Raw genomic sequence first — 21,103 nt, 5'->3', positions numbered from 1 at the left:
GGCAGGGGAGAATCATGGCCACCACACCACAAACGCTGTCGCAGCCTACCGCCGGCGGCATTGACCGGTCGCATCGGCGCGTGATCTTCGCGTCCTCGCTCGGCACCGTGTTCGAATGGTACGACTTCTATCTGTACGGCTCGCTGTCGGCGATCATTTCCAAACAGTTCTTCTCCGGCGTGAATGAGACCACCGGTTTCATTTTCGCGCTGTTGGCCTTCGCGGCGGGCTTTTTCGTGCGCCCATTCGGCGCGCTGGTGTTCGGCCGCCTCGGCGATCTGATCGGTCGCAAGCACACTTTTCTGATCACCATCGTGATCATGGGCGCGTCGACCGCCATCGTCGGTATGCTGCCTGGTTACGCGGCCATCGGCGTCGCGGCCCCAATCATTCTGATCCTGCTGCGTTTGTTACAAGGCCTGGCGCTCGGCGGTGAGTATGGCGGTGCGGCCACGTATGTCGCCGAGCATGCGCCCGATGGCAAACGCGGCCTGTACACCAGCTGGATTCAAACCACCGCGACCATGGGTTTGTTTCTATCGCTGCTGGTGATCCTGATCTGTCGGGTGTCGCTCGGCGATGAGTTCGAGGTGTGGGGCTGGCGCATTCCGTTCCTGATATCGATCGTGCTGCTCGGCATCTCGGTGTACATCCGTCTGCAGCTGCAGGAGTCGCCGGCGTTCCTGGAGATCAAGAAGGAAGGCAAGCTGTCGACCGCGCCGCTCACCGAAGCGTTCGGCAATTGGAAGAATCTGAAGATCGTGCTGCTGGCGCTGTTCGGCGCGACCGCCGGCCAGGCGGTGGTCTGGTATGGCGGTCAGTTCTATGCGCTGTTCTTCCTGGAAAAGATTCTGCAGGTCGATGCCAAAGCCGCCAATCTCATCATCGCCGCCGGCTTGTTGATCGGCACGCCGTTCTTCGTGGTGTTCGGCGCGCTGTCGGACCGGATCGGGCGCAAGACCATCATCATGGCCGGCTGCATCCTCGCCGCCCTCACCTATTTCCCCGTGTTCAAGGGGCTCACGCACTTCGCCAATCCGGCCCTCGAGCGTGCGGTTGCGACCGCGCCGGTGACGGTGATCGCCGACCCGGCCGACTGTTCGTTCCAGTTCGATCCGGTCGGCAAGAAGGCGTTCACCCAGTCCTGCGATGTGGTCAAGTCGGCGCTCGCGAAAGCCGGCGTGCCCTATGGCAACGAAGCGGCGCCGGCGGGATCGGTGGCTCGCGTCCGCATCGGTAGTGGCGACTCTGCCGTGGTGCTCGACTCCTTCCCCGGCAACACGCTGGCCAAGGCCGAGTTCAAGACCGCCAACGACAGTTTCGCCGGGCAGCTGAAGGGGGCGCTGGCCACGGCGGGCTATCCGGCCAAGGCCAATATGGCGGAAGTGAACTACCCGATGGTGATAGCGCTGTGCACCTATCTGGTCATCCTGGTGACCATGGTGTACGGGCCGATCGCGGCGTGGCTGGTGGAGCTGTTCCCCACCCGCATCCGCTACACCTCCATGTCGTTGCCATATCACATCGGCAACGGCTGGTTCGGCGGCTTCCTGCCGGTCACCTCGTTCGCCATCGTGGCGGCTACCGGCAACATCTATAACGGCCTGTGGTATCCCATCGTGGTGGCGGTCATGACGGCGATTATCGGCACGCTGTTCCTAAGGGAGACCAAGGATCAGGGCTTGTGACACAATAGCTGCACATACATCCCGTATTCAGTTTGATCGGGTAGCATCGCGCGTTCCATCGAGCGCGCGATGCGCCTGTTTTTGGGAGAAAAAGTGCACTATCTACCCGGTGCCCGCCGCGTAGCAGGGTTTTTGTTGTTCGGGTTGCTGGCCGGCTGTGGCGGCGGCGGCGGTGGCGACTCAGCCTCCCAGACCCAAATCTCCACCCATGCGATTGCTTTTAGCGCCTCAGGTCCGAGCGAGGCGGCGCCTGCGGCTCAGTCGTTTACCGCGACGTTTGGCAAGGACGTCGTGCAACTGTCCGTGGTCCACAGCGGCGACGCGATTGCCTCAGTCAGCTCGGTGCTGAACGGCGGCAGCGCCGAGATCACTGTCGTGCCTGCGACGCCTTCGGCCATTGGGCCGGGTGCGTTCGTGGGTGCGGTGGCGGTGACCGGTTACAACTGCGCCGACACGACCTGCAGCCGGCTGGCGGCCGGCAGCACGGCCACCGTCTCGGTCAGCTATCAGATTTCTCCGACGGTTCTGAGTGTCGCGCCCTATCTGGTCGCGTCAGGTGTGAGCGATACAGTCATCGTTCGTGGCCTGGGCTTGCGCGCGTTCAACGTCACCGGCGTGAGATTCGGTGACACGGCAGCGACGTCATTCACCGTGAACACCACCGGCACGGAGTTGGTCGCGACGTATCCAGCGCTGCCTGCGGGCGACCACCTGGTTCATCTCGATGCGACCAACCATACTGGCCCGATTCCCGCGAGCGTCGCGCTGAAAGTGCGCGACCCCGTCGGTTACGCAGCGGCGGCGCTGGATCATCTGCCGGCGACTACCGCTGCGCGCACGCTGGTCTACGACGCCGAACGGCAAGCGTTGATTACGGTGACCGACACTCCGCCCAGCAGCTCCCTCGTTCGTTATCAGTATGCCGACGGGGCCTGGGGCGCGCCGACCCAAGTGGCGAACTCGGCGCTCGATGCCGCGTTGTCCGCCGATGGCACGCAGTTGTTCAGCATCAGTGCGACCGCGGTCGTCACCAACGATCCGGTGACTCTGGCGCAGGCAACGAGCGTCGACGCGCCGTCGCTGGCCACCAATTCGTTCCTGAAGAACATCGTCGTGGGTTACGACAATCGCGCGCTGATCACGACCAGTCTGACTACCAGCGGTGCGACGCAGGGTTATCTCTACGATCCGCCATCCGGAATCATCCTGCAAAACGGCATCCAGCTGAATAACGCGACGCCTGCCATGTCCGCGAATGGCGCCGGTGCCGTGCTCAGTCAGGGCGACCCGACTTTGACCAGCGACGTGCCGGTTTATCTCTACTCGACCCCGACCAACGAGCTCAACACCAGCACGGTTTCGCTGCGGCAGAATGACGTTGTGCCGGCGCTGAATCGTTCGATCAGCCGCGTCGTGCTGAATGGCACCAGGGTTTACGATGGCAGCTTCGCGTTGCTCGGCACGCTGCCGGACACGACAGCCGCTGTCGTGCTCAAATCCGATGGCACTCGTGCGTATACGTATGACAGAGCTGCCGGCGGCATTCTCGTTTATGACATCAGCGTGGATCGCGACGAAGCCGCGTACACCGCGCTCGGTCCAGTGCAGCCGGTCGCTGCCGATCCAGGGACCGGCTTGCGAATGGCCATTACGCCCGATAACGGCACCTTGTTCGTTGTCGGCAGCGCTCGCCTCCTCGTGCAGCCCACGCCAGCTCTGTGAGCACCTCCATGAACTCACAAAAACTCATTCTCAGTGCATCACTGCTGGCGACCTTGCCGTTGGTAGCTAACATCGCTGCGGCGGCGGAACCGGCGCAGAGGGCGGTGCAGGCGACCAACTTTTCGCTCGGCCTGGTCGCCAGCGACAGCGACACTAAAGACAGCACTTCGAACGGCACCTTCGGTCTGGGTGCTATCGGCACCATGCCCATTGGCGATCTGTTCGGCGCTTCGCTGTCCGGCAATTTCTCGCGAACCACCGCGCGTACCAGCGATGTGTTGCTCGATTTGACTTCTGAGTCTTCCTCGCGCCAGACCTGCCGGTTCAACAATTCCGATGGGGCGCTGAGTGTGTTTGCGCGCAAACCGACTCTCGGCCGCATTTCGGCGTCGTACGGCAAGGGCAAGGTCACTTCCGATTGCGGTAACGAGTCGGTGTTCGTTTCCACCGGCGATGACAGCATGGGCATCGATTACTACCGCGTCGGTGCCGAAGCCTATCTGGGCAATTTCACGTTCGGCGCGGTGCATACCTCTACCGAACCGGAAAACGGCGCCAAGCTCGAGTCGGATATTTTCAGCGCCAGCTGGTATCCCCTGGCAAGCCTCAAAGTCACGCTCTCCGGGGGCGACCTGTACAACCAGGACACCTATGGCATCGAGATCGAGCATCAGCCCGAGTTCATGGGCGAGTCGCTCGGCGTCGCATTGGGCTATTCGGTGATCGATCGCGATCAGCGCATCGGCACCATCAACTTCAGCGTGGTGTTTCACTTCGGCACCAAGGTCGAGCTGAAGACGCGAGATCGTCAGTATCGCTAGCGCCATGAGCGAACAATGGCTGTTCGAACCGGACACGATCGACTGGCAGGAGCTGTCGAACCTGTATCGGATCGCGCCATTGGGCGATAAGAGCGGCGAGCATTTGCGGCTGGTGTTCGGCAACAGCCGCTTCAAGTGTTTCGTGCTCGAGGATGGCAAACTGATCGGCGCCGGTCGCGCCCTCGCGGATGGCCGCGACTGTTCTTACTTGTGCGACATCGTGGTCCATCCGCAGTACCAAGGCCGCGGATTGGGCAAGGCGATCGTGGCCAAGCTGACCGAGCTGTCGGCCGGTCATCGCAAAATCATTCTGTATGCGAACCCGGGTAAGGAAGGGTTCTACCGCAAGCTCGGCTTCCGCCGGATGCTGACGGCGATGGCGAAGTTCGAGGACCCGCGGCGTGCCATCGATACGGGGCTGGTCGCCGACGATTGATCGCCGGTTCGATCGGCCTGCCGTTCAGGGATTCCCTGTATCGATCGCGAACTCAGCCGTTCGCGACTTTGTCGACCGGCTGGAGCTCTGCGCTCGCTGCCGGTGGCTCGGTCGCTAGTGATGCTTGCTGGAGCCCGAGGCGTGGAATGGGATCGTCGCCGTGAAAGCGCTGAGCTGTGATCTCCAGCCAGCGCTCGATGTGCCGGCAAAACCGCTCGATGGCGCGGTTCCGATGGAACGCAAGCCCAGTACCCTCGTACATCTGCTCCTGCGCCGGCGAGACGTGATACCACCATTGCAGCCGGTCGAGTCGCTCGCCATCCATGTACGGCAACGTGATCGAGAACCGACGGCCGTTGCGAGTCGGCTCGGTTTCAGCGAACGCAAAGTAATCCTCGAGCGCGCGCGGCAGTTTGATGTGCGGCATCCGGGCTAGGCGTACGGGGGAGACGTTCTCGATCATAGCGAGTGTCGCGATTCGCATCCACCGTGACATGCGAGTTCGTTCGTGCATTGCCTGCGCATGACACGAACCACTAAGCTCGATCGCTGCATTTCCGTGCATAGGGAGAGACAAGATGTCCCAGCCAATCATCCGTAGCCTGGTGTGCGTGCTCGCGCTGGCCGTCAGTGCGCAAGCCGGCGCGTCGGAAATCGTCAAGACGCTGCCGAGCGAGACGCCGGAGAAGTTCACGCCCAGCGTCGAGAGCTTCGATTACACCAGGCGCGAAGTGATGATCCCGATGCGCGATGGCGTGAAGCTCAAGACCTTCATCCTGATTCCCAAGCGCGTTACCGCGGACGCCAAGGCGCCCATCATCATGACGCGCACACCTTATAACGCGGGCGGTCGGGTCACGCGCTTCAACAGTCCGCGGCTGCTGGCGGTCGTGCCGCAGATGAATGACACGACTGTCGAAGCCGGTTACATCATCGTGTACCAGGACGTCCGCGGGAAGTTCGGCTCCGAAGGCGAGTACGTGATGACGCGTCCGCTACGCGGCCCGGTGAATCCCACCAAGGTCGATCACGCCACCGACACCTACGACACCATCGATTGGCTGGTGAAGAACGTCCCGGAAAGTAACGGCCGCGTTGGCACGATGGGCGGGTCGTACGAGGGTTACACCACTTTGATGTCGACGGTGAATCCCCATCCGGCCTTGAAGGTCGTGGTGCCGTTCGCGCCCATGATCGATGGCTGGATGGGCGATGACTGGTTCCATAACGGTGCGTTCCGTCAGGGCGTCGCGCTCGAGTTCATCTATGGCCAGCAGTCCACCCGCAGCGGTGCGTTCAAATGGTGGTGGGGCGAGCACGACATCTATGACTCCTTCCTGCGCGCCGGATCAGCGGGCGCGCTCGCCAAGTCACGCGGTCTGGATCAACTCGGATTCTGGCGCACGATCTCCGAGCATCCGAGCTACGACCGGTGGTGGCAGGAGCAGGCCGTCGACAAGGTGCTCGCGCAGCTGCCGCTGAAAGTGCCGATGATGATCGTCGGCGGTCTGTTCGATCAGGAAGATATTTACGGCAGCCCGGCGCTCTACAAGGCGCTCGCGCCGAAAGATCCGACCGGTCAGCTCGTCCATCTCGTGATGGGCCCCTGGAATCACGGCCAGGCGCGTCGCGAAGGTCGCTCGCTCGGTGCACTCGAATTCAATGGCGACACTGCCGGTTGGTTTCGCAGCAAGGTGATGCAGCCGTTCCTCGATCACTACTTGAAAGATGCGCCGAAGCCGGCGACGCCGCGTGTGCTGGTATACGAGACCGGCGCCGACGAGTGGCGTCAGTACGATCACTGGCCGCGTTCTTGCGCCGTTGCGTGCGTGGAGAAATCGCGATCGATGTATCTACTGTCCGGTGGGCGTCTGGGTTTCGATGCGCCATCTGGCAACTCGAACAGCTACGACGAGTACGTCTCCGATCCGGCGAAGCCGGTGCCCTATCGTCCGCGGCCGATCAGGCCGATGGGCGCGCCCGATTCGAGCTGGGGCGAATGGTTGGTCGATGACCAGCGGCATGCAGGCTCGCGCACGGATGTGCTCGTGTATGAAACCGAGCCGTTGACTCAACCGATGCGCGTCGCCGGTCAACCGATCGCGCGCTTGTTCGCTTCCACCAGCGGCACCGACGCGGATTGGGTCGTCAAGATCATCGATGTGTGGCCGGATGAAGTGCCGGCGAAGCCGAGCATGGGCGGCTATCAGCAAATGCTGTCAGCGGATATCTTTCGCGGTCGCTATCGCGCGAATCTCTCCAACCCGCAGCCGCTGGCATCGAACGAAGCGCTGCATTATGAGATTGCGCTGCCGCAGGTGAATCACACCTTCCTGCCCGGGCATCGCATCATGGTGCAGATCCAGTCGAGCTGGTTCCCGCTGTACGATCGCAATCCGCAGACCTTCGTGCCGAACATCATGTTCGCGCAACCGGAGAACTACGTGAAAGCGACGCAGCGCATCTGGCGCGCGCCGGGCAAGACGAGTCAGATCGACTTGCCGGTTGTGGCGGTGCGTTAGTCGATGTCTGTACAACGATTGCTGAACACAAGGAAAAACTGTCTGAAGCCACGATTGTAAAATCATTCCACCTGTGTGAGTTAAGGTCGCGTTTTCGCCGGACGCGATCTGGCTCGGCGATCGCTCGTCGAAAGGTACAACTTTCGACGAGCTATCCGTCAAGCGCGGCCGGTCTTGGAACAGGTGGATACCATGTTCTACCTTTATCACTGGCCGCGATTTCTCGTCCTGCTCACCTTCATCGTCAGCGGCGCGGTCGTGCATTTCCGCGGTCGTGTGCGACACAAGCTGTCGCGGCAGTTGCTGGATCACTCGACGATCATGGCGCCATACAACGCGCTCATGTACTTGTTTTCCGCGGTGCCGAACAAGCCGTTCATCGACATGAAGCACTTTCCGGAGCTCACGCCGTTGCATGAGAACTGGGAGATGATCCGCGACGAAGCGATGCAGCTGTTCGACGAGGGTTACATTCGCGCTGCGGCAAAATACAACGATCTGGGCTTCAACTCGTTTTTCCGTACCGGCTGGAAGCGTTTTTATCTCAAGTGGTATGGCGATTTTCTACCGTCTGCCGCCACGCTGTGTCCGAAGACTGCGAAGTTGCTTGCCAGCATCCCTACGGTGAATGCGGCGATGTTTGCATTGCTGCCGCCGGGTGCGCGCCTGGTTGCGCATCGCGATCCTTTCGCTGGCTCGCTGCGTTATCACCTCGGCCTGTCGACGCCGAACTCCGAGGCGTGTCGCATCTTCGTCGATGGTCAGCTGTACTTCTGGAAGGACGGCGAGCCGGTGGTGTTCGATGAAACCTACATTCATCGCGCCGAGAACCAGACCAATCACCAGCGCGTGATCCTGTTCTGCGATGTCGAGCGTCCGCTGTCGAATCCCATCGCTCGCGCTTTGAACCGATTCGTCGGCAAGCCGTTGGTGCGCGCGGCAGCGACACAGAATTTCGAGGGCGAGAAGGTCGGCGTGCTCAACAAACTGTTCGGCTACGCCTATCAGTTTCGATTGCTGGGCAAGCGCGTCAAGGCGTGGAACCGAACCGCGTACTACGTGATCAAGTGGGCGCTGCTCGGCTCCCTCGCCTTTGCCGTCTTCGTGCAGGTCTGATCGTTACGCCTGCAGCTCCTTCATATATTTCTCATCCTGCGCGGCCGCACGCTTGAACGCCGGCCGCTCGGCGCAGCGAGCCACGTACTCCTGAAATGCTGTGCGCGGCTCCAGCGATTTCGTCATCATGCCCCAGCCGATCTGCGAGCCGACATAGACGTCCGCAGCGCTGAAACGATCGCCCAGAATGAACGGACCCGCGGACACTGCTTTCTCCAACGCATTCAGCGTGTCTGCATAACTGCCGTAGCCCAGCGCGCCGGCGCGTTCCACTGGCGGTCGCTTGAACATGTGATCGATGAGAGCCGGCTCGACACAGCCGGCGCCGAAGAACATCCAGCGATAGTAGGTGCCGCGCTCGGGTGAATTCACCGGCGGCGCCAGATTCGCGGCTGGAAATGCATCGGCAAGATATGCACAGATCGCCGCTGCCTCAGTAACGACCGTGTCGCCATGCTTGAGAGTCGGAATTTTACCCATGGGGTTCACCGCGAGAAACTGCGGTGTCTTGTGCTCGCCACGATCGAATCGCAGCAGCTGCGTTTGGTAAGGAACACCCACTTCCTCGAGCATCCAATGCGCGATGCGGCCGCGACTTTGCGGGTTGTGAAAGAACGTAATGTCGGCCATGACTGCTCCTGGTTGTCGATGTGTCGGTTGCGCAGTTTAACGCGTCTGTTGACAGTGGCGTCTGCTTGGTCGATATTCACCTCATTGGGTGAATGAACAGCATGACACTGGATGACACATTGCTCGCGCTCGCCGATCCCACGCGGCGTGCAATTCTGCAGCGTTTGTCTCGGGGCGAGGCGCGCGTGACCGAGCTGGCGGAGCCATTCGACATTTCTTTGAACTCCGTTTCCAAGCACATCCGCATCCTGGAGCGCGCCGACCTGGTCCGCCGGCGCCGCGCAGGTCGTGAGCATTTGCTGACATTCAACACTGCGCCTTTTGATGAGCTCGCGGAATGGATGACCGCGCAGCGCACGTTGTGGATGAATCGATTGGACGCGTTGGACGCCATGCTGCGCGCGGAAGATCGTGCGGCCGTTCCCGCGCCCAAGCGCCGTAAAAAGCGAGGATCACGATGAAACAGGCTGGTGACGTGAAGTTGTCCGTCAAGCGTCCGTTCACTGCATCAGCGCAGCGGGTGTTCGATGCTTTCCTCGATCCGACCAAGGCGGGGCAGTTCATGTTCGCGACCGCGACCGGCAAGATGGTGCGCGTCGCGATAGATGCCCGCGTGGGTGGAACGTATGTGTTCGTCGATCGCCGAGACGGTGAGGATGTAGAGCATGCCGGCGAGTATCTGGAGATCGAGCGACCGCGTCGGCTGGTGTTTACGCTGCGCGTTGCAAAGTACTCAACAGATCAAAGCGTGGTCACGATCGAGATCGTGCCGCGGGGCACAGGTTGCGAATTGACCCTGACGCAAACTGTGTCGGCGGCATTTGCCGAACATCTGCAACGTATCGAAGCGGGGTGGGGCGCTATCCTCGACCATGCCGCGACGGTTATCGGCGCATGAGCAGATAATTGCACAACCCAGGCTCGCCAAGGAGAACCTTCAGATGCCCCGCTATGCCGACGGATTCGTCATCGTCGTCCCGAAGAAAAACCTGAAAGCCTACCAGACCATATCGAAGAAGGCCGGCAAGATCTGGAAGGAATATGGTGCGCTGGAATATTGCGAGAGTGTCGGCGATGACGTGAAGCAAAAATTCGGCACGCCGTTCCCGAAACTCTGCAAGCTGAAGGCCGGCGAAGTCGTGATCTTCTCCTGGATCCTCTACAAGTCGCGCGCCCATCGCGACAAGGTCAATGCGAAGGTGATGAAAGATCCGCGTCTGAAAATGGACAACGATTCGATGCCGTTCGATGTGAAGCGCATGTCCTACGGCGGCTTCAGTCTGCTGGTCGATCTTTGATTTGAATGCCCCGGCCGGCGGGATGCGCAGCATCCCGCCGGCGCTACGCGACTGCGTCAGCGCACGCCGTCCACCGAAGCCGAAAGCTGCTGATACTGATGCAACTCAGCCTGCATGCCTGCCAGTTTGCTGGTGACGCGTTCGAATGCATCCGAACCCGATGCCCAGCGCATTGGCGGTTGCTCGCTATTGGCCAGTGTCAGCAGCGCCGCTGCGAGCCTCGCCGGATCGCCGGCTTGCTGATGGTTGTAGCTGTCGTACTCGGCTTTGAGCTTCGCTGAGATCTGCTCGTATCCCGTGATCTGACGCGAGCCATAACGCACCGACGTGTTGTCGAGAAAGTCCGTACGGGTGAAGCCCGGCTCGACGATCGTTACGTGGATGCCGAAGTCGGCGACATCCAATGCCAACGATTCCGAGAAGCCTTCGAGCGCGAATTTGCTCGAGCAATAAATGCTGGCATAAGGGAAGCCGATGGCGCCGCCCATCGAGGAAATATTGAAAATGTGACCGCTGCGCTGCTTGCGCAGGACCGGCAGCACGGCCCGGGTCACATTGAACGTGCCGAACACATTGGTGTCGTACTGTTTTTGAATCTCGGCTGCACTGATCTCTTCGAACAAGCCGAGTTGGCCATAGCCGGCGTTGTTGACCAGCACATCGATGCGGCCAAAGCGTGCCATGGCTGTCTCCACTGCGGCGAAGGCGTGCAGTTCGTTGCTCACGTCGAGCTCGACCGCGAGGACTCGATCGCCATGTTGTTTGAACGTGGCCGCGATCTGATCGCGATTGCGCCCGGTGGCGACGACGCTGTCGCCGGCTTCGAGCGCTGCTTTGACGATTTCCGCGCCGATGCCGCGCGCGGCGCCAGTGATGAACCAGGCTTTCGGTTGTGACATGTGACTGCTCCAATGTTTGCTAATGCGCGTGCGCGCATCGACACGGGAGCAGTTTAGAAATCGGTGCCGGAGCGGCGGTAGCAAGATCCGGGCAGCTTCTAGCCCGATCCTGCAAGAGTGGCGGGATTCAGGCGAGCGACTGACGAATCATACAAACGGAGTTCCGGCTGGCTCCGCGGCTGTCGCCGAGGTGGCGGACGAGCCGCGGAGTCGAGCTCGAGGGGCGCATGGTCAGCGCTCCCATCACTTCAGCTGCGTCACAGTCACGCTGTAACCAACGTGTTCCATGGACTGCACACCAAAGGCACCGAAGGTGAGCGACAGAGTGACGATCGCGACCGACAGAGCCATACAAACGGCGCGCTGAGTGCTCTGAGTGACTTTGCTGACTGCGTACATGACATTTTCTCCTGGTGGGGTGTTTCCGACCGCGTTGTTGCGGTGTTCGTAGCTTCTGACGCGAGCGCTTCTCAAAGGGTTGCAACGGCAGCGACTAAAAATTCGCGCTGCCGGTGAACCACAGCTGGTTACCGGTGAATGCGGCTAACAGGGGAGAAGCGCTGCGCCTCGCGGCCCTTATTCGGTCGGAGCGAGGCCAGGTACCAGTACAGTTGTTATTAGATCCGGGCCTTACACCGCGGATTCAGCAAACGTCTCAAGGCGTGTGATACGGCTCACACACTATTAATAATTGCTACTTGCCGGCGCGAGCCATCTGCGTGCCGACGCCACCCTCGATCCAGCGACGGACGCGGCGGGCATCGGCCACGCGGGTGAGCTTGCCGAACGAGTTCAGCAGCACGATGACCGTCGGGCGCTCCTGGATGGTCGCCCGCATGACCAGGCACTGCCCCGCATCCTGGGTGAAGCCGGTCTTCTGCACGGAAATGTCCCAGTCCTCTTTAGAGGTGAGCGAGTTGGTGTTGTGGAACTCGAGCAACTGGCGCCCCACGGGCACGGTCAGCTTTTCACTGGTGGAGTACTCCTGGATCAAGTGCTCGCGTGACGCGGCCATGACCAGCTTGACCAGATCCGAGGCAGTGGCGACGTTGCCGCTCGACAGGCCGGTGGGATCGACGAACTGGGCGTTCTTCATCCCCAGCTGACGTGCCTTGGCATTCATGGCCTTGAGGCAGGCCGGCAGGCCTCCGGTATGAGCACGGCATACCGCCTGTGCCGCACGGTTCTCCGATGACATCAATGCCAGATGCAGCAACTCGCTGCGGGTGAGCTTGGTGCCCACCGCCAGGCGGGAGGCGGACGCCTTGGTCTTGTCACGGTCGACCTGCAGGATGGTCACCAGCTCGTCCAGCGGCTGGTCGTCTTCGAGCACCACCAGCGCCGTCATCAGCTTGGTGATGGACGCAATCGGCATCACTTTCTGCGCGTCCTTGGAATACAGCACCGTCGCATCGCCCTCGTCCATGATGAGCACGGACGCGGATTTGATCTGCAGCTTGCCGGAGGGCTGTGGCTGGGACCAGGAGGGTGAAGTGAGTAGCAGGGAGGCAGCGGCGAAGAGCCAGGGACGCAGGCGGAAAGTGGTTCGCATCGCTGTGGATCGAGCCTTTAGTTCATGTTGATTCGATGGTGCGCAAAGGTAACCGATTTGCAGCGTTTGCGAATGTGAGTTTTTCCCTGGTTGAGCGCGCGGTCGCGCGCGGCAAATCGCGCCCGGCCCGGTACAATCGCGCCCCCCATGTCCATATCCACTTCCGAGCAGGCCGGCGCCGAGATTGCCGCCGCGCAGCCTGATCTTTCGTTCTGGCAGATCGTCCGGCTGTCGTTGCAAGGTCGACACCTCGATTACACCGCGGTGCCGTTGCAACGTGCCGTGCTGCTGCTGGCCGTGCCCATGGTGCTGGAAATGATCATGGAGTCGCTGTTTGCCGTCGTCGACGTTTTCTGGGTATCGCGACTCGGCTCGGATGCAATTGCGGTCGTGGGGCTGACCGAGTCGGTGATGACGCTGATCTACGCAGTAGCGATCGGCATCGCCATTGCGGCTACCGCGGTCGTCGCCAGGCGCATCGGTGAGAAGGATCCGGAGCGCGCCGCGCAAGCCGCAGGTCAGATCGTCCTGCTCGGCGTCACGGTGTCGGCGGCCATGGGCGTGGTGTTGAGTTACTTCGCGTCGGACATTCTCCGGCTGATGGGCGCCAGCGAGAGCGTGGTGTCGCTAGGCACCGACTTCGCTCGCATCATGCTCGGCTGCAACCTGACGGTGTTCATGATCTTCCTGATCAACGCCATCTTTCGCGGCGCCGGCGATGCGGTGCTGGCCATGCGCACCCTGTGGCTGGCGAATGCCTTGAACATCGTGCTCGGCCCCCTTTTCATTTTCGGCTGGGGGCCCTTTCCGGAGCTGGGCGTGACCGGCGCGGCGGTCGCGACCAACATCGGCCGCGGCGTCGGTTTGCTGTATCAGTTGTGGCACCTGGCCGGATTCCACAGTCGCGTGCAGGTTCGCTTGCGGCATCTGAAGCCGGAGTTCGTCGATCTGCGCGCCATCATGGGCACGGCGAGCGCGGGCATTGCGCAGCTGCTGATCGGCACCACCAGCTGGATCGGTCTGTTCAAGATCCTCGCGGCATTCGGCAGTGCGGCCCTGGCCGGCTATACGATCGCGATGCGAATAGTCATGTTTGCATTGATGCCGGCCTGGGGTCTGGCGAATGCCGGTGCGACACTGGTCGGACAGAACCTGGGCGCCGGTAAAGCGGAGCGCGCCGAGCAGGCCATCTGGATCGCGACCCGTTTCAATGTGATCTTTCTGGGCATCGTCGGCCTGGCGTTCGTGCTGGGGTCGGGGCCGCTGGTTCGGTTGTTTACCGACGACCCGCCGGTGCTGGAACATGGCATTCGAGCCTTGTGGATCGTCAGCCTGGCGTTCCCGTTGTATGCAGCCGGCATGTGCCTGGAAGCGGCATTCAACGGTGCCGGCGACACCTGGACGCCGACGCGGCTGAACTTCTTTTGTTTCTGGCTTGGACAGATTCCAATCGCGTGGCTGCTGGCAGATTTCTTCGCCATGGGACCGCTGGGGGTGTTCATTGCGGTGCCCATCAGCTTCTCGGCGCTGGCGCTGTGGAGTCTGGTGCTGTTCAGGCGGGGCCGGTGGAAGCAACAGCAGGTGTGATGGGGACGGCAGTCGCAGAAAGAATTTTGCGTCCCCTGTAACCTTTTGCGATTCCGCCCCGTCCAATCTGGAACCGCGCCCCACTGGCCTTTGGGGCGAGGGGTGCAACTGAAGCGCGAGTTCGGGGTTCTTAGCCTGAGCGCGCCGACACAAGGATATCCGGGAACCCCGCTCGTGGAACCAGCAATGAACAGCAGTGCAAATCAGTCTTCGATGCGATACGAAGCAGGGGCAGCCGTGACGCCCTTTCCAACGCGTCCGGTGGAAGGCCGGCAGGTCGCACCGGTCCAGGAAGTGACGCCCACGGGGGCGGCGGCTGATGAACCTCAGGGCGGTGGCTCGTTTACCCGAATCGATCCTATGAAAGCGTTGCTCGCCGTTGCAGTGATAGCGGTACTTGGCGTCGGTGCATGGGTTGTGGCACGCAATCCGTCGGCGCCAGCGATTGCCGCGCCGGCACTCAATGCAGCGCCTGTCGAGCTCGCGACGGTGGATATTGCTACGGTCGAGTCGCGTATTCTGAACCGTGCCTTGCCGTTGTCCGGCAGCATTGCGCCGTTCGTGCAGGCCACGTTGAAATCCAAAGTCGGTGGTGAAGTCGAGCAACTAAAGCTGCGCGAAGGTCAGGATGTGCGTGAAGGCGATGTGATCGCCCGCGTCGACACTCGCAACCTGCAGGCTCAATACGATCGCGAAGCGGCGGCGGTGGAGAAGGCGCGTGCCGATCTCGAGCTGGCTCGGCTCAACCGCGACAAGAATCGTGTGCTGCTGGAACAGAAGTTCATTTCGCAAAACACGTTCGAGCAGACCGAGAGCACTTACGCCGGCAGCGTCGCGAGCTTCAAGCTCGCCGAGGCCCAGGCTCGCGTCGCGAAGATCAATCTGGATGACGCCGTGATTCGCGCGCCGTTCTCCGGAACGATTGCGAAACGTCAGGTGCAGCCGGGCGAGAAGGTGTCGCCTGACTCGGCGATCGTGACGCTGGTCGATTTGAAACAGATGGTGCTGGAGGCAGCCGTGCCTGCCGCGGAGATTCCGTCGGTGCGGGTCGGTCAGAAGGTGCGCTTTCGCGTCGGTGGTTTCGGCGATCGCGTGTTCGAAGGCGAAGTGCAGCGGATCAATCCGGTCACGGCCGACAATTCGCGCGCCATCTTGATTTACATCGCCGTCCCGAATCCGGACAGCGCGCTGAAGGGCGGCATGTTCGCACAAGGCACGCTGGTGCTGAACTCGATGCAGCCGGTGCTCGCGGTGCCGCAGCGGGCGGTGCGCGATGATGGGGGCGTTTCCTATGCTTACGTGCTGCGTGACGAGAAGATCGTGCGTACGCCCGTCAAGGTCGGTCCGCGTAGCGAAGGTGAAGCTTTCGTCGCAGTGCGCGAAGGCCTGAGCGCCGGCGATCGAGTCATCGTCGCCGATATCGGCGATGACAAGGCCGGCGCCGTCGCCCGCGTACGCCAGATCGAAACGACTGCTGCTGGCCAGACTGAAATCGTCCGTAACTAAGCCGCTGGTCGACTCACATGTGGATCACACGCACCAGCATCAATCAGCCTGTGTTCGCGACCATGGTCATGCTGGCCCTGGTCGTGCTCGGCTTCTACTCGTACCGCCTGCTGCCGGTCGAGCAGATGCCCGAGATCAACGTGCCGCAGGCATTCGTAACGGTCATCTACCCCGGCGCGTCGCCCGAAGCCATCGAGAACGACGTCATCAAGCCGCTCGAGAACGTCATCAACAGCGTCGAGGGCGTCAAGAACATCTACAGTACGGCGCGCGAAGGCAATGCCTTTCTAATGATCGATTTCCGCATGGAAGTCGACAGCGTCGCCGCCACTCAGGAGGTGCGCGACAAGGTGGCCCAGGTCCGCTCGTCGCTGCCCCGCGACGTTCGCGAGCCCACCATTTCGCGAGCCACTAACGACAGCTCCACCGAGCCCGTCGTCAGCCTGGTGGTGTACTCGACGACCCGCAGTCTGCGCGAAGTCTCCACCATCGTGGATCAGCAGATCGTCAAGCGGCTGCAGAATTCCTACGGCGTGGGCAACGTTTCCACTGGCGGTGCCATCGAACGGCAGGTGCAGATCTTCCTGCGGCCGGAGCAGTTGCAGAGCTACCGCGTCGGTGTGGATCAAGTCATCGCAGCAGTGCGGGCGGCGAATCAGGACTTGCCAGCCGGCATGATCTCTCGGGGACCACAGGAACAACTGGTCCGCGTCGAAGGCAAGATGAAGGACCCGCGCGAGTTCGAGCGCATCATCGTGGCGAATCAGGGTGGCGCGCCGGTGTATTTGCACCAGGTCGCCGACATCGTCGACGGCGAGGCGGAAGAGCAATCCATCTCGCGCATGAATGGCATGCGCTCGGTGTCGCTGGACGTTTACAAGGTCCAGCAGGCCAACATGGTCGAAGTCGGCAAGGGCGTCGATGAAGCGGTCGCCGACCTCACGGCGCGCCTGCCGTCGGACATCGTCATCCGCACCTTGTGGTCCGATGCCAAGTTCATCGAGGGCTCGCTGAATCGGGTCAAGGAAACCATCATCGAGGGCGCCCTGCTCACGATTCTGATCGTGTTCCTGTTCCTGCATTCGTGGCGTTCCACCGTCATCACCGGTCTGACGCTGCCGATCTCGGTGATCGCGACCTTTACCGCGCTGCATGCATTCGGCTTCACGCTCAACTTCATGACGTTGATGGCGTTGTCGTTGTGTATCGGTCTGTTGATCGACGACGCAATCGTGGTGCGCGAGAACATCGTGCGTCATGCCGACATGGGCAAGAGCCATCGCGCCGCGGCGCTCGAAGGCACCAGCGAGATCGGCCTGGCCGTGATGGCGACGACCTTCGCCATCCTGGCCGTGTTCATTCCGGTCGCTTTCATGAGCGGCATCATTGGCAAGTTCTTCCTGCCGTTTGGCATCACCGTTGCGGTCGCGGTGCTCGTGTCGCTGTTCGTGAGCTTCACGCTCGATCCGATGTTGTCATCGGTGTGGCCGGATCCGAGCGAAGGGCGTTTCCGCCGCGTGCCGTGGCTGGGCAAGGTGATGGAGCGAGTCGAGTCGGTGATCGACTACGCGCACCGTGTCTATGATCGTCTGCTTCGCTGGACGTTGAGCGGCCGTCGTTACGGCATCTCGCGCCGGGTGAGCGTCAGCCCGCGTGCGCTGATGTTGGTGATCGCTGCGGTCTCGTTCTTCGGCAGCTTCGCGATCGTGCCGCTGGTGGGCACCGAATTCGTGCCGCAGCAGGACGAAGGCATCATGTTCATGCGCATGAACACGCCCGTCGGCTCCAGCCTCGAATATACGTCCGCAAAGGTTCGCGATGCCGAAGAGGCCATTCGCGAGATCGACGGCGTCGACAGCATCCTGACCACCATCGGCACCGATGAAGGTCGCAACTATGCGCGCGTGCGCATCCTGTTGAAGGACAAGACGCAGGTCCACCGTCCGCCGCAGAAGCAGATCGAGGAACAGATTCGCAAGCGCCTGGCCAACATGGCCGGCTTGAGCTTGAAGGTACAGGGCCAGAATCAGCCGGTCGTGATCTCGATTCTGGGTCCCGAGAACAGCAAGCTGACCGAGCTGTCGCAAGACCTGATGGCGCGGCTGTCGAAGATTCCCGGCATCGCCGATTTGGAGAGCAGCGAGCGCGGCGCCAATCCCACCATTGCCGTGCGCATCAAGAACGAGCTTGCCAGCGATCTCGGCCTGACGACGGCGAGCATCGGCAACGCGCTGCGTCCGTTGATCGCGGGCGATCAGATCAGCACCTGGCTCGGGCCGGACGGTCAGGACTACGATGTGATCGTGCAGCTGCCCAAGCAGCGCCGCGAGATCGTTTCCGATCTCGGCGATCTCTATGTGACCAGCACGCGCACCGATGCGAATGGCGCGCCACTGCTGGTACCGATTCGCCAGATTGCGGACTTCGTCGAAACCACCAGCCCGCAGCAGATCAAGCGGCTCAACCTGCAACGGCGCATCACCATCTACGGCAACGCGCAGGGTCGACCGTCCGGTGACGTCGGCACCGATGCTAAAAAGATCGTGCAGGCCATGCAGCTGCCGCCGGGCTATCGCTTCGATGTCGGCGGTGCGCAGCAGGAGATGGACGACACCTCGGCGGCTGCCGCTGCCGCGCTCGGTCTCGCGGTGATCTTCATCTATCTGGTGCTGGCTTCGCAGTTCGGCAGCTTCCTGCAGCCGGTAGCCATCATGGCGTCGCTGCCGTTGTCGCTGATCGGTGTGTTGCTGGCACTGGCGTTCACCGGCACGACGCTGAACATCTTCTCCATCATCGGCTTCATCATGCTGATGGGCCTGGTGACCAAGAACGCGATTCTGTTGGTGGACTTCACCAATCAGGCCATTCGTAGCGGCGTGCCGCTGCGCGAAGCCATTTTCGAAGCAGGTCAGGTGCGTCTGCGTCCGATCTTGATGACGACGCTGGCGATGATCTTCGGCATGCTGCCCATGGCCATTGGCGTCGGTGCCGGCGGCGAGTTGCTCGCACCGATGGGGCGCGCGGTCATCGGTGGCGTGATTACTTCAACGCTGCTGACACTGCTCATCGTGCCGGTGCTCTACACCTACATCTATGGTTTCACCGAGCGTGTCAAAGCGTACTGGCGTCGCGGTCATCAGGCGCACGAAGCCGTGGATCACGCTGTCGAGCCAAAGCAGTCGGTGCTTTCAGACGCAACGGACCCCGGCGGCGCGCCGCGAGCGACCTGACACACTAAAGGTTGAGCTGTGCAAAATGGTGTGTCATTTTAGGGCGCACCTTTTGCTGCGGAGTCGCGCGTGTCTTCCGATGATGCTCAATTGCTCGCCGAGCGTTCTGCCGAGGCGATGTACGCCAATGATCGCGCCTCCAAAGATCTGGGCATGCGCATCCTCGAAGTCCGGCCGGGCTATGCCAAGCTCGCGATGCTGGTGCGCGAGGACATGCTCAATGGGCATGCGTCGTGTCACGGCGGTCTGATTTTTTCCCTGGCGGACAGTGCGTTCGCGTTCTCCTGCAATTCACACGGCGGCGTCGTCGTCGCGGCGGCCGCGTCGATCGATTTTCTTGCGCCCGCACAGGGTGGCGATGAACTGACGGCTGTCGCGGTCGAGCGTTGGCGCTCCAGACGCAACGGCGTATATGAAGTGACGGTCGCCAATCAGCGTGGCGATACGATCGCCTTGTTCCGCGGCCGCTCGCATCAGATTCGCGAACACCAGGCCTGAAGCACACTCTGAATGCAGCTTGCAGGAGGAGAGGATGTCGCCGGAGAAAGAAACGTATCAAGCCATCGAGCGCAGCAGCGTCGATGAGCTGAAGGCGTTGCAGCTGCAGCGCTTGCAGTGGTCGCTGCGACACGCATACGACAACGTTCCTCACTATAAGAAGGCGTTCGACACCGCCGGCGCTCATCCAAACGACCTGCGGACGCTGGAAGACCTGAGCCGCTTTCCATTCCTGGTGAAGCAGGACTTCCGCGATCAGTATCCCTTTGGACTGCTGGCAGTGCCGCGGGACCAGGCGGTTCGATTGCATGCGTCCAGTGGCACAACTGGCAAGCCCACGGTCGTCGCATACACGCGCAACGACATCGATAACTGGGCGGAGCTGATGGCGCGATCGATCTTTGCCGGCGGTGGTCGCCCGGGAGATCTCGTGCATGTCGCCTACGGCTACGGTTTGTTTACTGGCGGACTCGGCGCGCACTACGGCGCCGAAAGGCTGGGCTGCACTGTCGTGCCGATGTCGGGCGGACAGACCGAGAAACAAGTGCAGCTCATTCGTGATCTCGAGCCGCGCGTCATCATGGTGACGCCATCGTACATGCTCGCAATTGCCGAAGAGTTCGCGCGTCAGGGTATCGACCCGGCATTGTGCTCGCTGCGCATTGGCATCTTCGGCGCGGAGCCATGGACCAATGCCATGCGTACGGAGATCGAATCGCGCATGGGAATCGACGCGGTCGATATCTATGGATTGTCCGAGGTGATGGGCCCGGGCGTCGCGATGGAGTGTGTTGCAACCAAAGACGGGCCGGTGATCTGGGAGGATCATTTCTATCCCGAGATCATCGATCCCGACACCGGACGAGTGTTGCCCGACGGTGAAGAGGGCGAGCTGGTGCTCACCTCACTGACCAAAGAGGCGCTGCCGGTGATCCGTTATCGCACGCGCGATCGCACCCGATTGTTGCCGCCGACGGCGCGCACGATGCGGCGAATGGCCCGCATCTCCGGTCGCACCGACGACATGATGATCATTCGCGGCGTCAATGTGTTTCCAACCCAGATCGAAGAATTGATCCTGCAACAGGCTGCGCTGGCGCCTCACTATCATTTGGAGATCTGCCGCGACGGTCATCTCGACTCGCTCACCGTCAATGTCGAGCTGCAAGCCGGAGTCGAAGATCATCAGGGGCGGGTTGCGGGCGAGCTGGTCCAATCGATCAAGTCATATATCGGCGTCACGACCACGGTGGTCGTTCACCCCGCGAGCTCGCTGGAGCGGTCGGTCGGCAAGGCCAAACGGGTCAGTGATCGCCGCCGGCCGTCTTAAGTGCCGCTCTGCGCGCCCGACCAGCGGCGAAAGTCCAATTCAATCAAGGGACTCCCAGCTTTCCCCTTGTACGTATAGGCGTTCAGTCGAAGCTGCTTGTACGGTCCTTGACACCGGTGTCATCAAGTGCCTCAATTTTGCCACCGGTGTCAACTCAAGGTAGGGGAACCGGGCAGATGCGTGCCGAGGATGGGTCACGCAGCCGTGTTCTTGCGCCTCGCTCACGGCCCGCAGCGACGCCCGGTCGAAACAGAGCATTGGAGATCAT

Annotated in this window: 19 protein-coding genes; 14 read left to right on the top strand and 5 right to left on the bottom strand. The window is 61.4% G+C overall.

Annotated features, from left to right (window positions below):
• The first annotated feature begins 14 nt into the window (after window positions 1-14).
• The 4 genes from D0550_RS00445 to D0550_RS00430 all read left to right on the top strand — a co-directional run bounded on the left by D0550_RS00445 (window position 15) and on the right by D0550_RS00430 (window position 4,667).
• Window positions 15-1,688 carry an MFS transporter gene (locus tag D0550_RS00445; protein ID WP_116807125.1) on the top strand — a complete coding sequence of 558 codons (1,674 nt, stop codon included), beginning with the start codon at window positions 15-17 and terminating at the stop codon, window positions 1,686-1,688.
• Window positions 1,689-1,757: 69 nt separating this feature from the next.
• Window positions 1,758-3,410, top strand: a complete 1,653-nt coding sequence (locus D0550_RS00440) for a hypothetical protein (protein ID WP_116807124.1) — start codon at window positions 1,758-1,760, stop codon at window positions 3,408-3,410.
• 8 nt (window positions 3,411-3,418) lie between these two features.
• On the top strand, window positions 3,419-4,231 hold the full coding sequence (locus D0550_RS00435; RefSeq protein WP_153066987.1) for a hypothetical protein: 813 nt from the start codon (window positions 3,419-3,421) through the stop codon (window positions 4,229-4,231).
• A 4-nt stretch (window positions 4,232-4,235) separates the two neighbouring features.
• Window positions 4,236-4,667, top strand: coding sequence for a GNAT family N-acetyltransferase (locus D0550_RS00430; RefSeq protein WP_116807122.1), 432 nt, complete (start codon window positions 4,236-4,238; stop codon window positions 4,665-4,667).
• Window positions 4,668-4,719: 52 nt separating this feature from the next.
• Here D0550_RS00430 and D0550_RS00425 read toward each other — a convergent pair whose 3' ends face one another.
• Window positions 4,720-5,094: a hypothetical protein gene (locus D0550_RS00425; RefSeq protein WP_116807121.1), complete on the bottom strand. Its 375-nt coding sequence runs from the start codon at window positions 5,092-5,094 to the stop codon at window positions 4,720-4,722.
• A gap of 151 nt (window positions 5,095-5,245) precedes the next feature.
• Here D0550_RS00425 and D0550_RS00420 point away from each other — a divergent pair, with 151 nt between their 5' ends.
• Both D0550_RS00420 and D0550_RS00415 read left to right on the top strand, forming a co-directional pair.
• Window positions 5,246-7,189 (top strand): CocE/NonD family hydrolase, encoded by a 1,944-nt coding sequence (locus tag D0550_RS00420; protein WP_116807120.1) that lies wholly within the window; start codon window positions 5,246-5,248, stop codon window positions 7,187-7,189.
• A 192-nt stretch (window positions 7,190-7,381) separates the two neighbouring features.
• Window positions 7,382-8,305: an aspartyl/asparaginyl beta-hydroxylase domain-containing protein gene (locus D0550_RS00415; protein WP_116807155.1), complete on the top strand. Its 924-nt coding sequence runs from the start codon at window positions 7,382-7,384 to the stop codon at window positions 8,303-8,305.
• 3 nt (window positions 8,306-8,308) lie between these two features.
• Here D0550_RS00415 and D0550_RS00410 read toward each other — a convergent pair whose 3' ends face one another.
• A complete protein-coding gene (locus tag D0550_RS00410) occupies window positions 8,309-8,935 on the bottom strand; it encodes a glutathione S-transferase family protein (RefSeq protein WP_116807119.1) in 627 nt (208 codons plus the stop codon).
• 101 nt (window positions 8,936-9,036) lie between these two features.
• Between D0550_RS00410 and D0550_RS00405 the strand changes: the two genes are divergently transcribed.
• From D0550_RS00405 to D0550_RS00395, 3 genes are read left to right on the top strand one after another with little or no spacing between them, the layout of a single operon-like run.
• Complete coding sequence (locus D0550_RS00405; protein WP_206606001.1) at window positions 9,037-9,396, top strand: ArsR/SmtB family transcription factor; 360 nt, start codon at window positions 9,037-9,039, stop codon at window positions 9,394-9,396.
• Window positions 9,393-9,833, top strand: coding sequence for an SRPBCC family protein (locus D0550_RS00400; protein ID WP_116807117.1), 441 nt, complete (start codon window positions 9,393-9,395; stop codon window positions 9,831-9,833). Before D0550_RS00405 ends, D0550_RS00400 begins: the two co-directional genes overlap by 4 nt.
• 43 nt (window positions 9,834-9,876) lie before the next feature.
• A complete protein-coding gene (locus tag D0550_RS00395; protein WP_116807116.1) occupies window positions 9,877-10,233 on the top strand; it encodes a DUF1428 domain-containing protein in 357 nt (118 codons plus the stop codon).
• A gap of 56 nt (window positions 10,234-10,289) precedes the next feature.
• Here the strand turns inward: D0550_RS00395 and D0550_RS00390 are convergent, their stop codons facing one another.
• From D0550_RS00390 to pbpG, 3 genes are all read right to left on the bottom strand, one after another.
• A complete protein-coding gene (locus D0550_RS00390) occupies window positions 10,290-11,132 on the bottom strand; it encodes an oxidoreductase (protein ID WP_116807115.1) in 843 nt (280 codons plus the stop codon).
• A 243-nt stretch (window positions 11,133-11,375) separates the two neighbouring features.
• Window positions 11,376-11,531 carry a hypothetical protein gene (locus D0550_RS34795; RefSeq protein ID WP_161965562.1) on the bottom strand — a complete coding sequence of 52 codons (156 nt, stop codon included), beginning with the start codon at window positions 11,529-11,531 and terminating at the stop codon, window positions 11,376-11,378.
• 295 nt (window positions 11,532-11,826) lie between these two features.
• The gene (gene pbpG / locus D0550_RS00385; RefSeq protein ID WP_116807114.1) at window positions 11,827-12,684 is read right to left on the bottom strand and encodes a D-alanyl-D-alanine endopeptidase; all 858 of its coding nucleotides are present in this window, start codon (window positions 12,682-12,684) and stop codon (window positions 11,827-11,829) included.
• A gap of 147 nt (window positions 12,685-12,831) precedes the next feature.
• Here pbpG and D0550_RS00380 point away from each other — a divergent pair, with 147 nt between their 5' ends.
• From D0550_RS00380 to paaK, 5 genes are all read left to right on the top strand, one after another.
• Window positions 12,832-14,271, top strand: a complete 1,440-nt coding sequence (locus tag D0550_RS00380) for an MATE family efflux transporter (RefSeq protein WP_116807113.1) — start codon at window positions 12,832-12,834, stop codon at window positions 14,269-14,271.
• A 186-nt stretch (window positions 14,272-14,457) separates the two neighbouring features.
• Window positions 14,458-15,777, top strand: coding sequence for an efflux RND transporter periplasmic adaptor subunit (locus D0550_RS00375; protein ID WP_116807112.1), 1,320 nt, complete (start codon window positions 14,458-14,460; stop codon window positions 15,775-15,777).
• A gap of 17 nt (window positions 15,778-15,794) precedes the next feature.
• Complete coding sequence (locus D0550_RS00370) at window positions 15,795-19,007, top strand: efflux RND transporter permease subunit (protein ID WP_116807111.1); 3,213 nt, start codon at window positions 15,795-15,797, stop codon at window positions 19,005-19,007.
• A 117-nt stretch (window positions 19,008-19,124) separates the two neighbouring features.
• Entirely contained in the window at window positions 19,125-19,505 is a 381-nt protein-coding gene (paaI, locus tag D0550_RS00365; protein WP_116807154.1) for a hydroxyphenylacetyl-CoA thioesterase PaaI, read from the top strand.
• A gap of 34 nt (window positions 19,506-19,539) precedes the next feature.
• Window positions 19,540-20,835, top strand: a complete 1,296-nt coding sequence (gene paaK, locus D0550_RS00360; RefSeq protein ID WP_116807110.1) for a phenylacetate--CoA ligase PaaK — start codon at window positions 19,540-19,542, stop codon at window positions 20,833-20,835.
• Window positions 20,836-21,103 lie beyond the last annotated feature (268 nt).

Source organism: Steroidobacter cummioxidans, from assembly GCF_003104955.1.
The sequence above is the reverse complement of the archived record's forward strand: the minus strand, read 5'-3'. Positions and strand labels throughout refer to the sequence as shown.

Bases quoted from the DNA above. Each gene is read 5' to 3' on its own strand.
- D0550_RS00425 (WP_116807121.1), bottom strand. From the start codon at position 5,094: ATGCCGCACATCAAACTGCCGCGCGCGCTCGAGGATTACTTTGCGTTC.
- D0550_RS34795 (WP_161965562.1), bottom strand. From the start codon at position 11,531: ATGTACGCAGTCAGCAAAGTCACTCAGAGCACTCAGCGCGCCGTTTGT.
- D0550_RS00375 (WP_116807112.1), top strand. From the start codon at position 14,458: ATGAACAGCAGTGCAAATCAGTCTTCGATGCGATACGAAGCAGGGGCA.
- D0550_RS00440 (WP_116807124.1), top strand. From the start codon at position 1,758: ATGCGCCTGTTTTTGGGAGAAAAAGTGCACTATCTACCCGGTGCCCGC.
- paaK (WP_116807110.1), top strand. From the start codon at position 19,540: ATGTCGCCGGAGAAAGAAACGTATCAAGCCATCGAGCGCAGCAGCGTC.
- D0550_RS00445 (WP_116807125.1), top strand. From the start codon at position 15: ATGGCCACCACACCACAAACGCTGTCGCAGCCTACCGCCGGCGGCATT.
- D0550_RS00415 (WP_116807155.1), top strand. From the start codon at position 7,382: ATGTTCTACCTTTATCACTGGCCGCGATTTCTCGTCCTGCTCACCTTC.
- D0550_RS00380 (WP_116807113.1), top strand. From the start codon at position 12,832: ATGTCCATATCCACTTCCGAGCAGGCCGGCGCCGAGATTGCCGCCGCG.
- D0550_RS00410 (WP_116807119.1), bottom strand. From the start codon at position 8,935: ATGGCCGACATTACGTTCTTTCACAACCCGCAAAGTCGCGGCCGCATC.
- D0550_RS00405 (WP_206606001.1), top strand. From the start codon at position 9,037: ATGACACTGGATGACACATTGCTCGCGCTCGCCGATCCCACGCGGCGT.
- paaI (WP_116807154.1), top strand. From the start codon at position 19,125: ATGTACGCCAATGATCGCGCCTCCAAAGATCTGGGCATGCGCATCCTC.
- D0550_RS00420 (WP_116807120.1), top strand. From the start codon at position 5,246: ATGTCCCAGCCAATCATCCGTAGCCTGGTGTGCGTGCTCGCGCTGGCC.
- D0550_RS00370 (WP_116807111.1), top strand. From the start codon at position 15,795: ATGTGGATCACACGCACCAGCATCAATCAGCCTGTGTTCGCGACCATG.
- D0550_RS00390 (WP_116807115.1), bottom strand. From the start codon at position 11,132: ATGTCACAACCGAAAGCCTGGTTCATCACTGGCGCCGCGCGCGGCATC.
- D0550_RS00430 (WP_116807122.1), top strand. From the start codon at position 4,236: ATGAGCGAACAATGGCTGTTCGAACCGGACACGATCGACTGGCAGGAG.
- D0550_RS00400 (WP_116807117.1), top strand. From the start codon at position 9,393: ATGAAACAGGCTGGTGACGTGAAGTTGTCCGTCAAGCGTCCGTTCACT.
- pbpG (WP_116807114.1), bottom strand. From the start codon at position 12,684: ATGCGAACCACTTTCCGCCTGCGTCCCTGGCTCTTCGCCGCTGCCTCC.
- D0550_RS00395 (WP_116807116.1), top strand. From the start codon at position 9,877: ATGCCCCGCTATGCCGACGGATTCGTCATCGTCGTCCCGAAGAAAAAC.
- D0550_RS00435 (WP_153066987.1), top strand. From the start codon at position 3,419: ATGAACTCACAAAAACTCATTCTCAGTGCATCACTGCTGGCGACCTTG.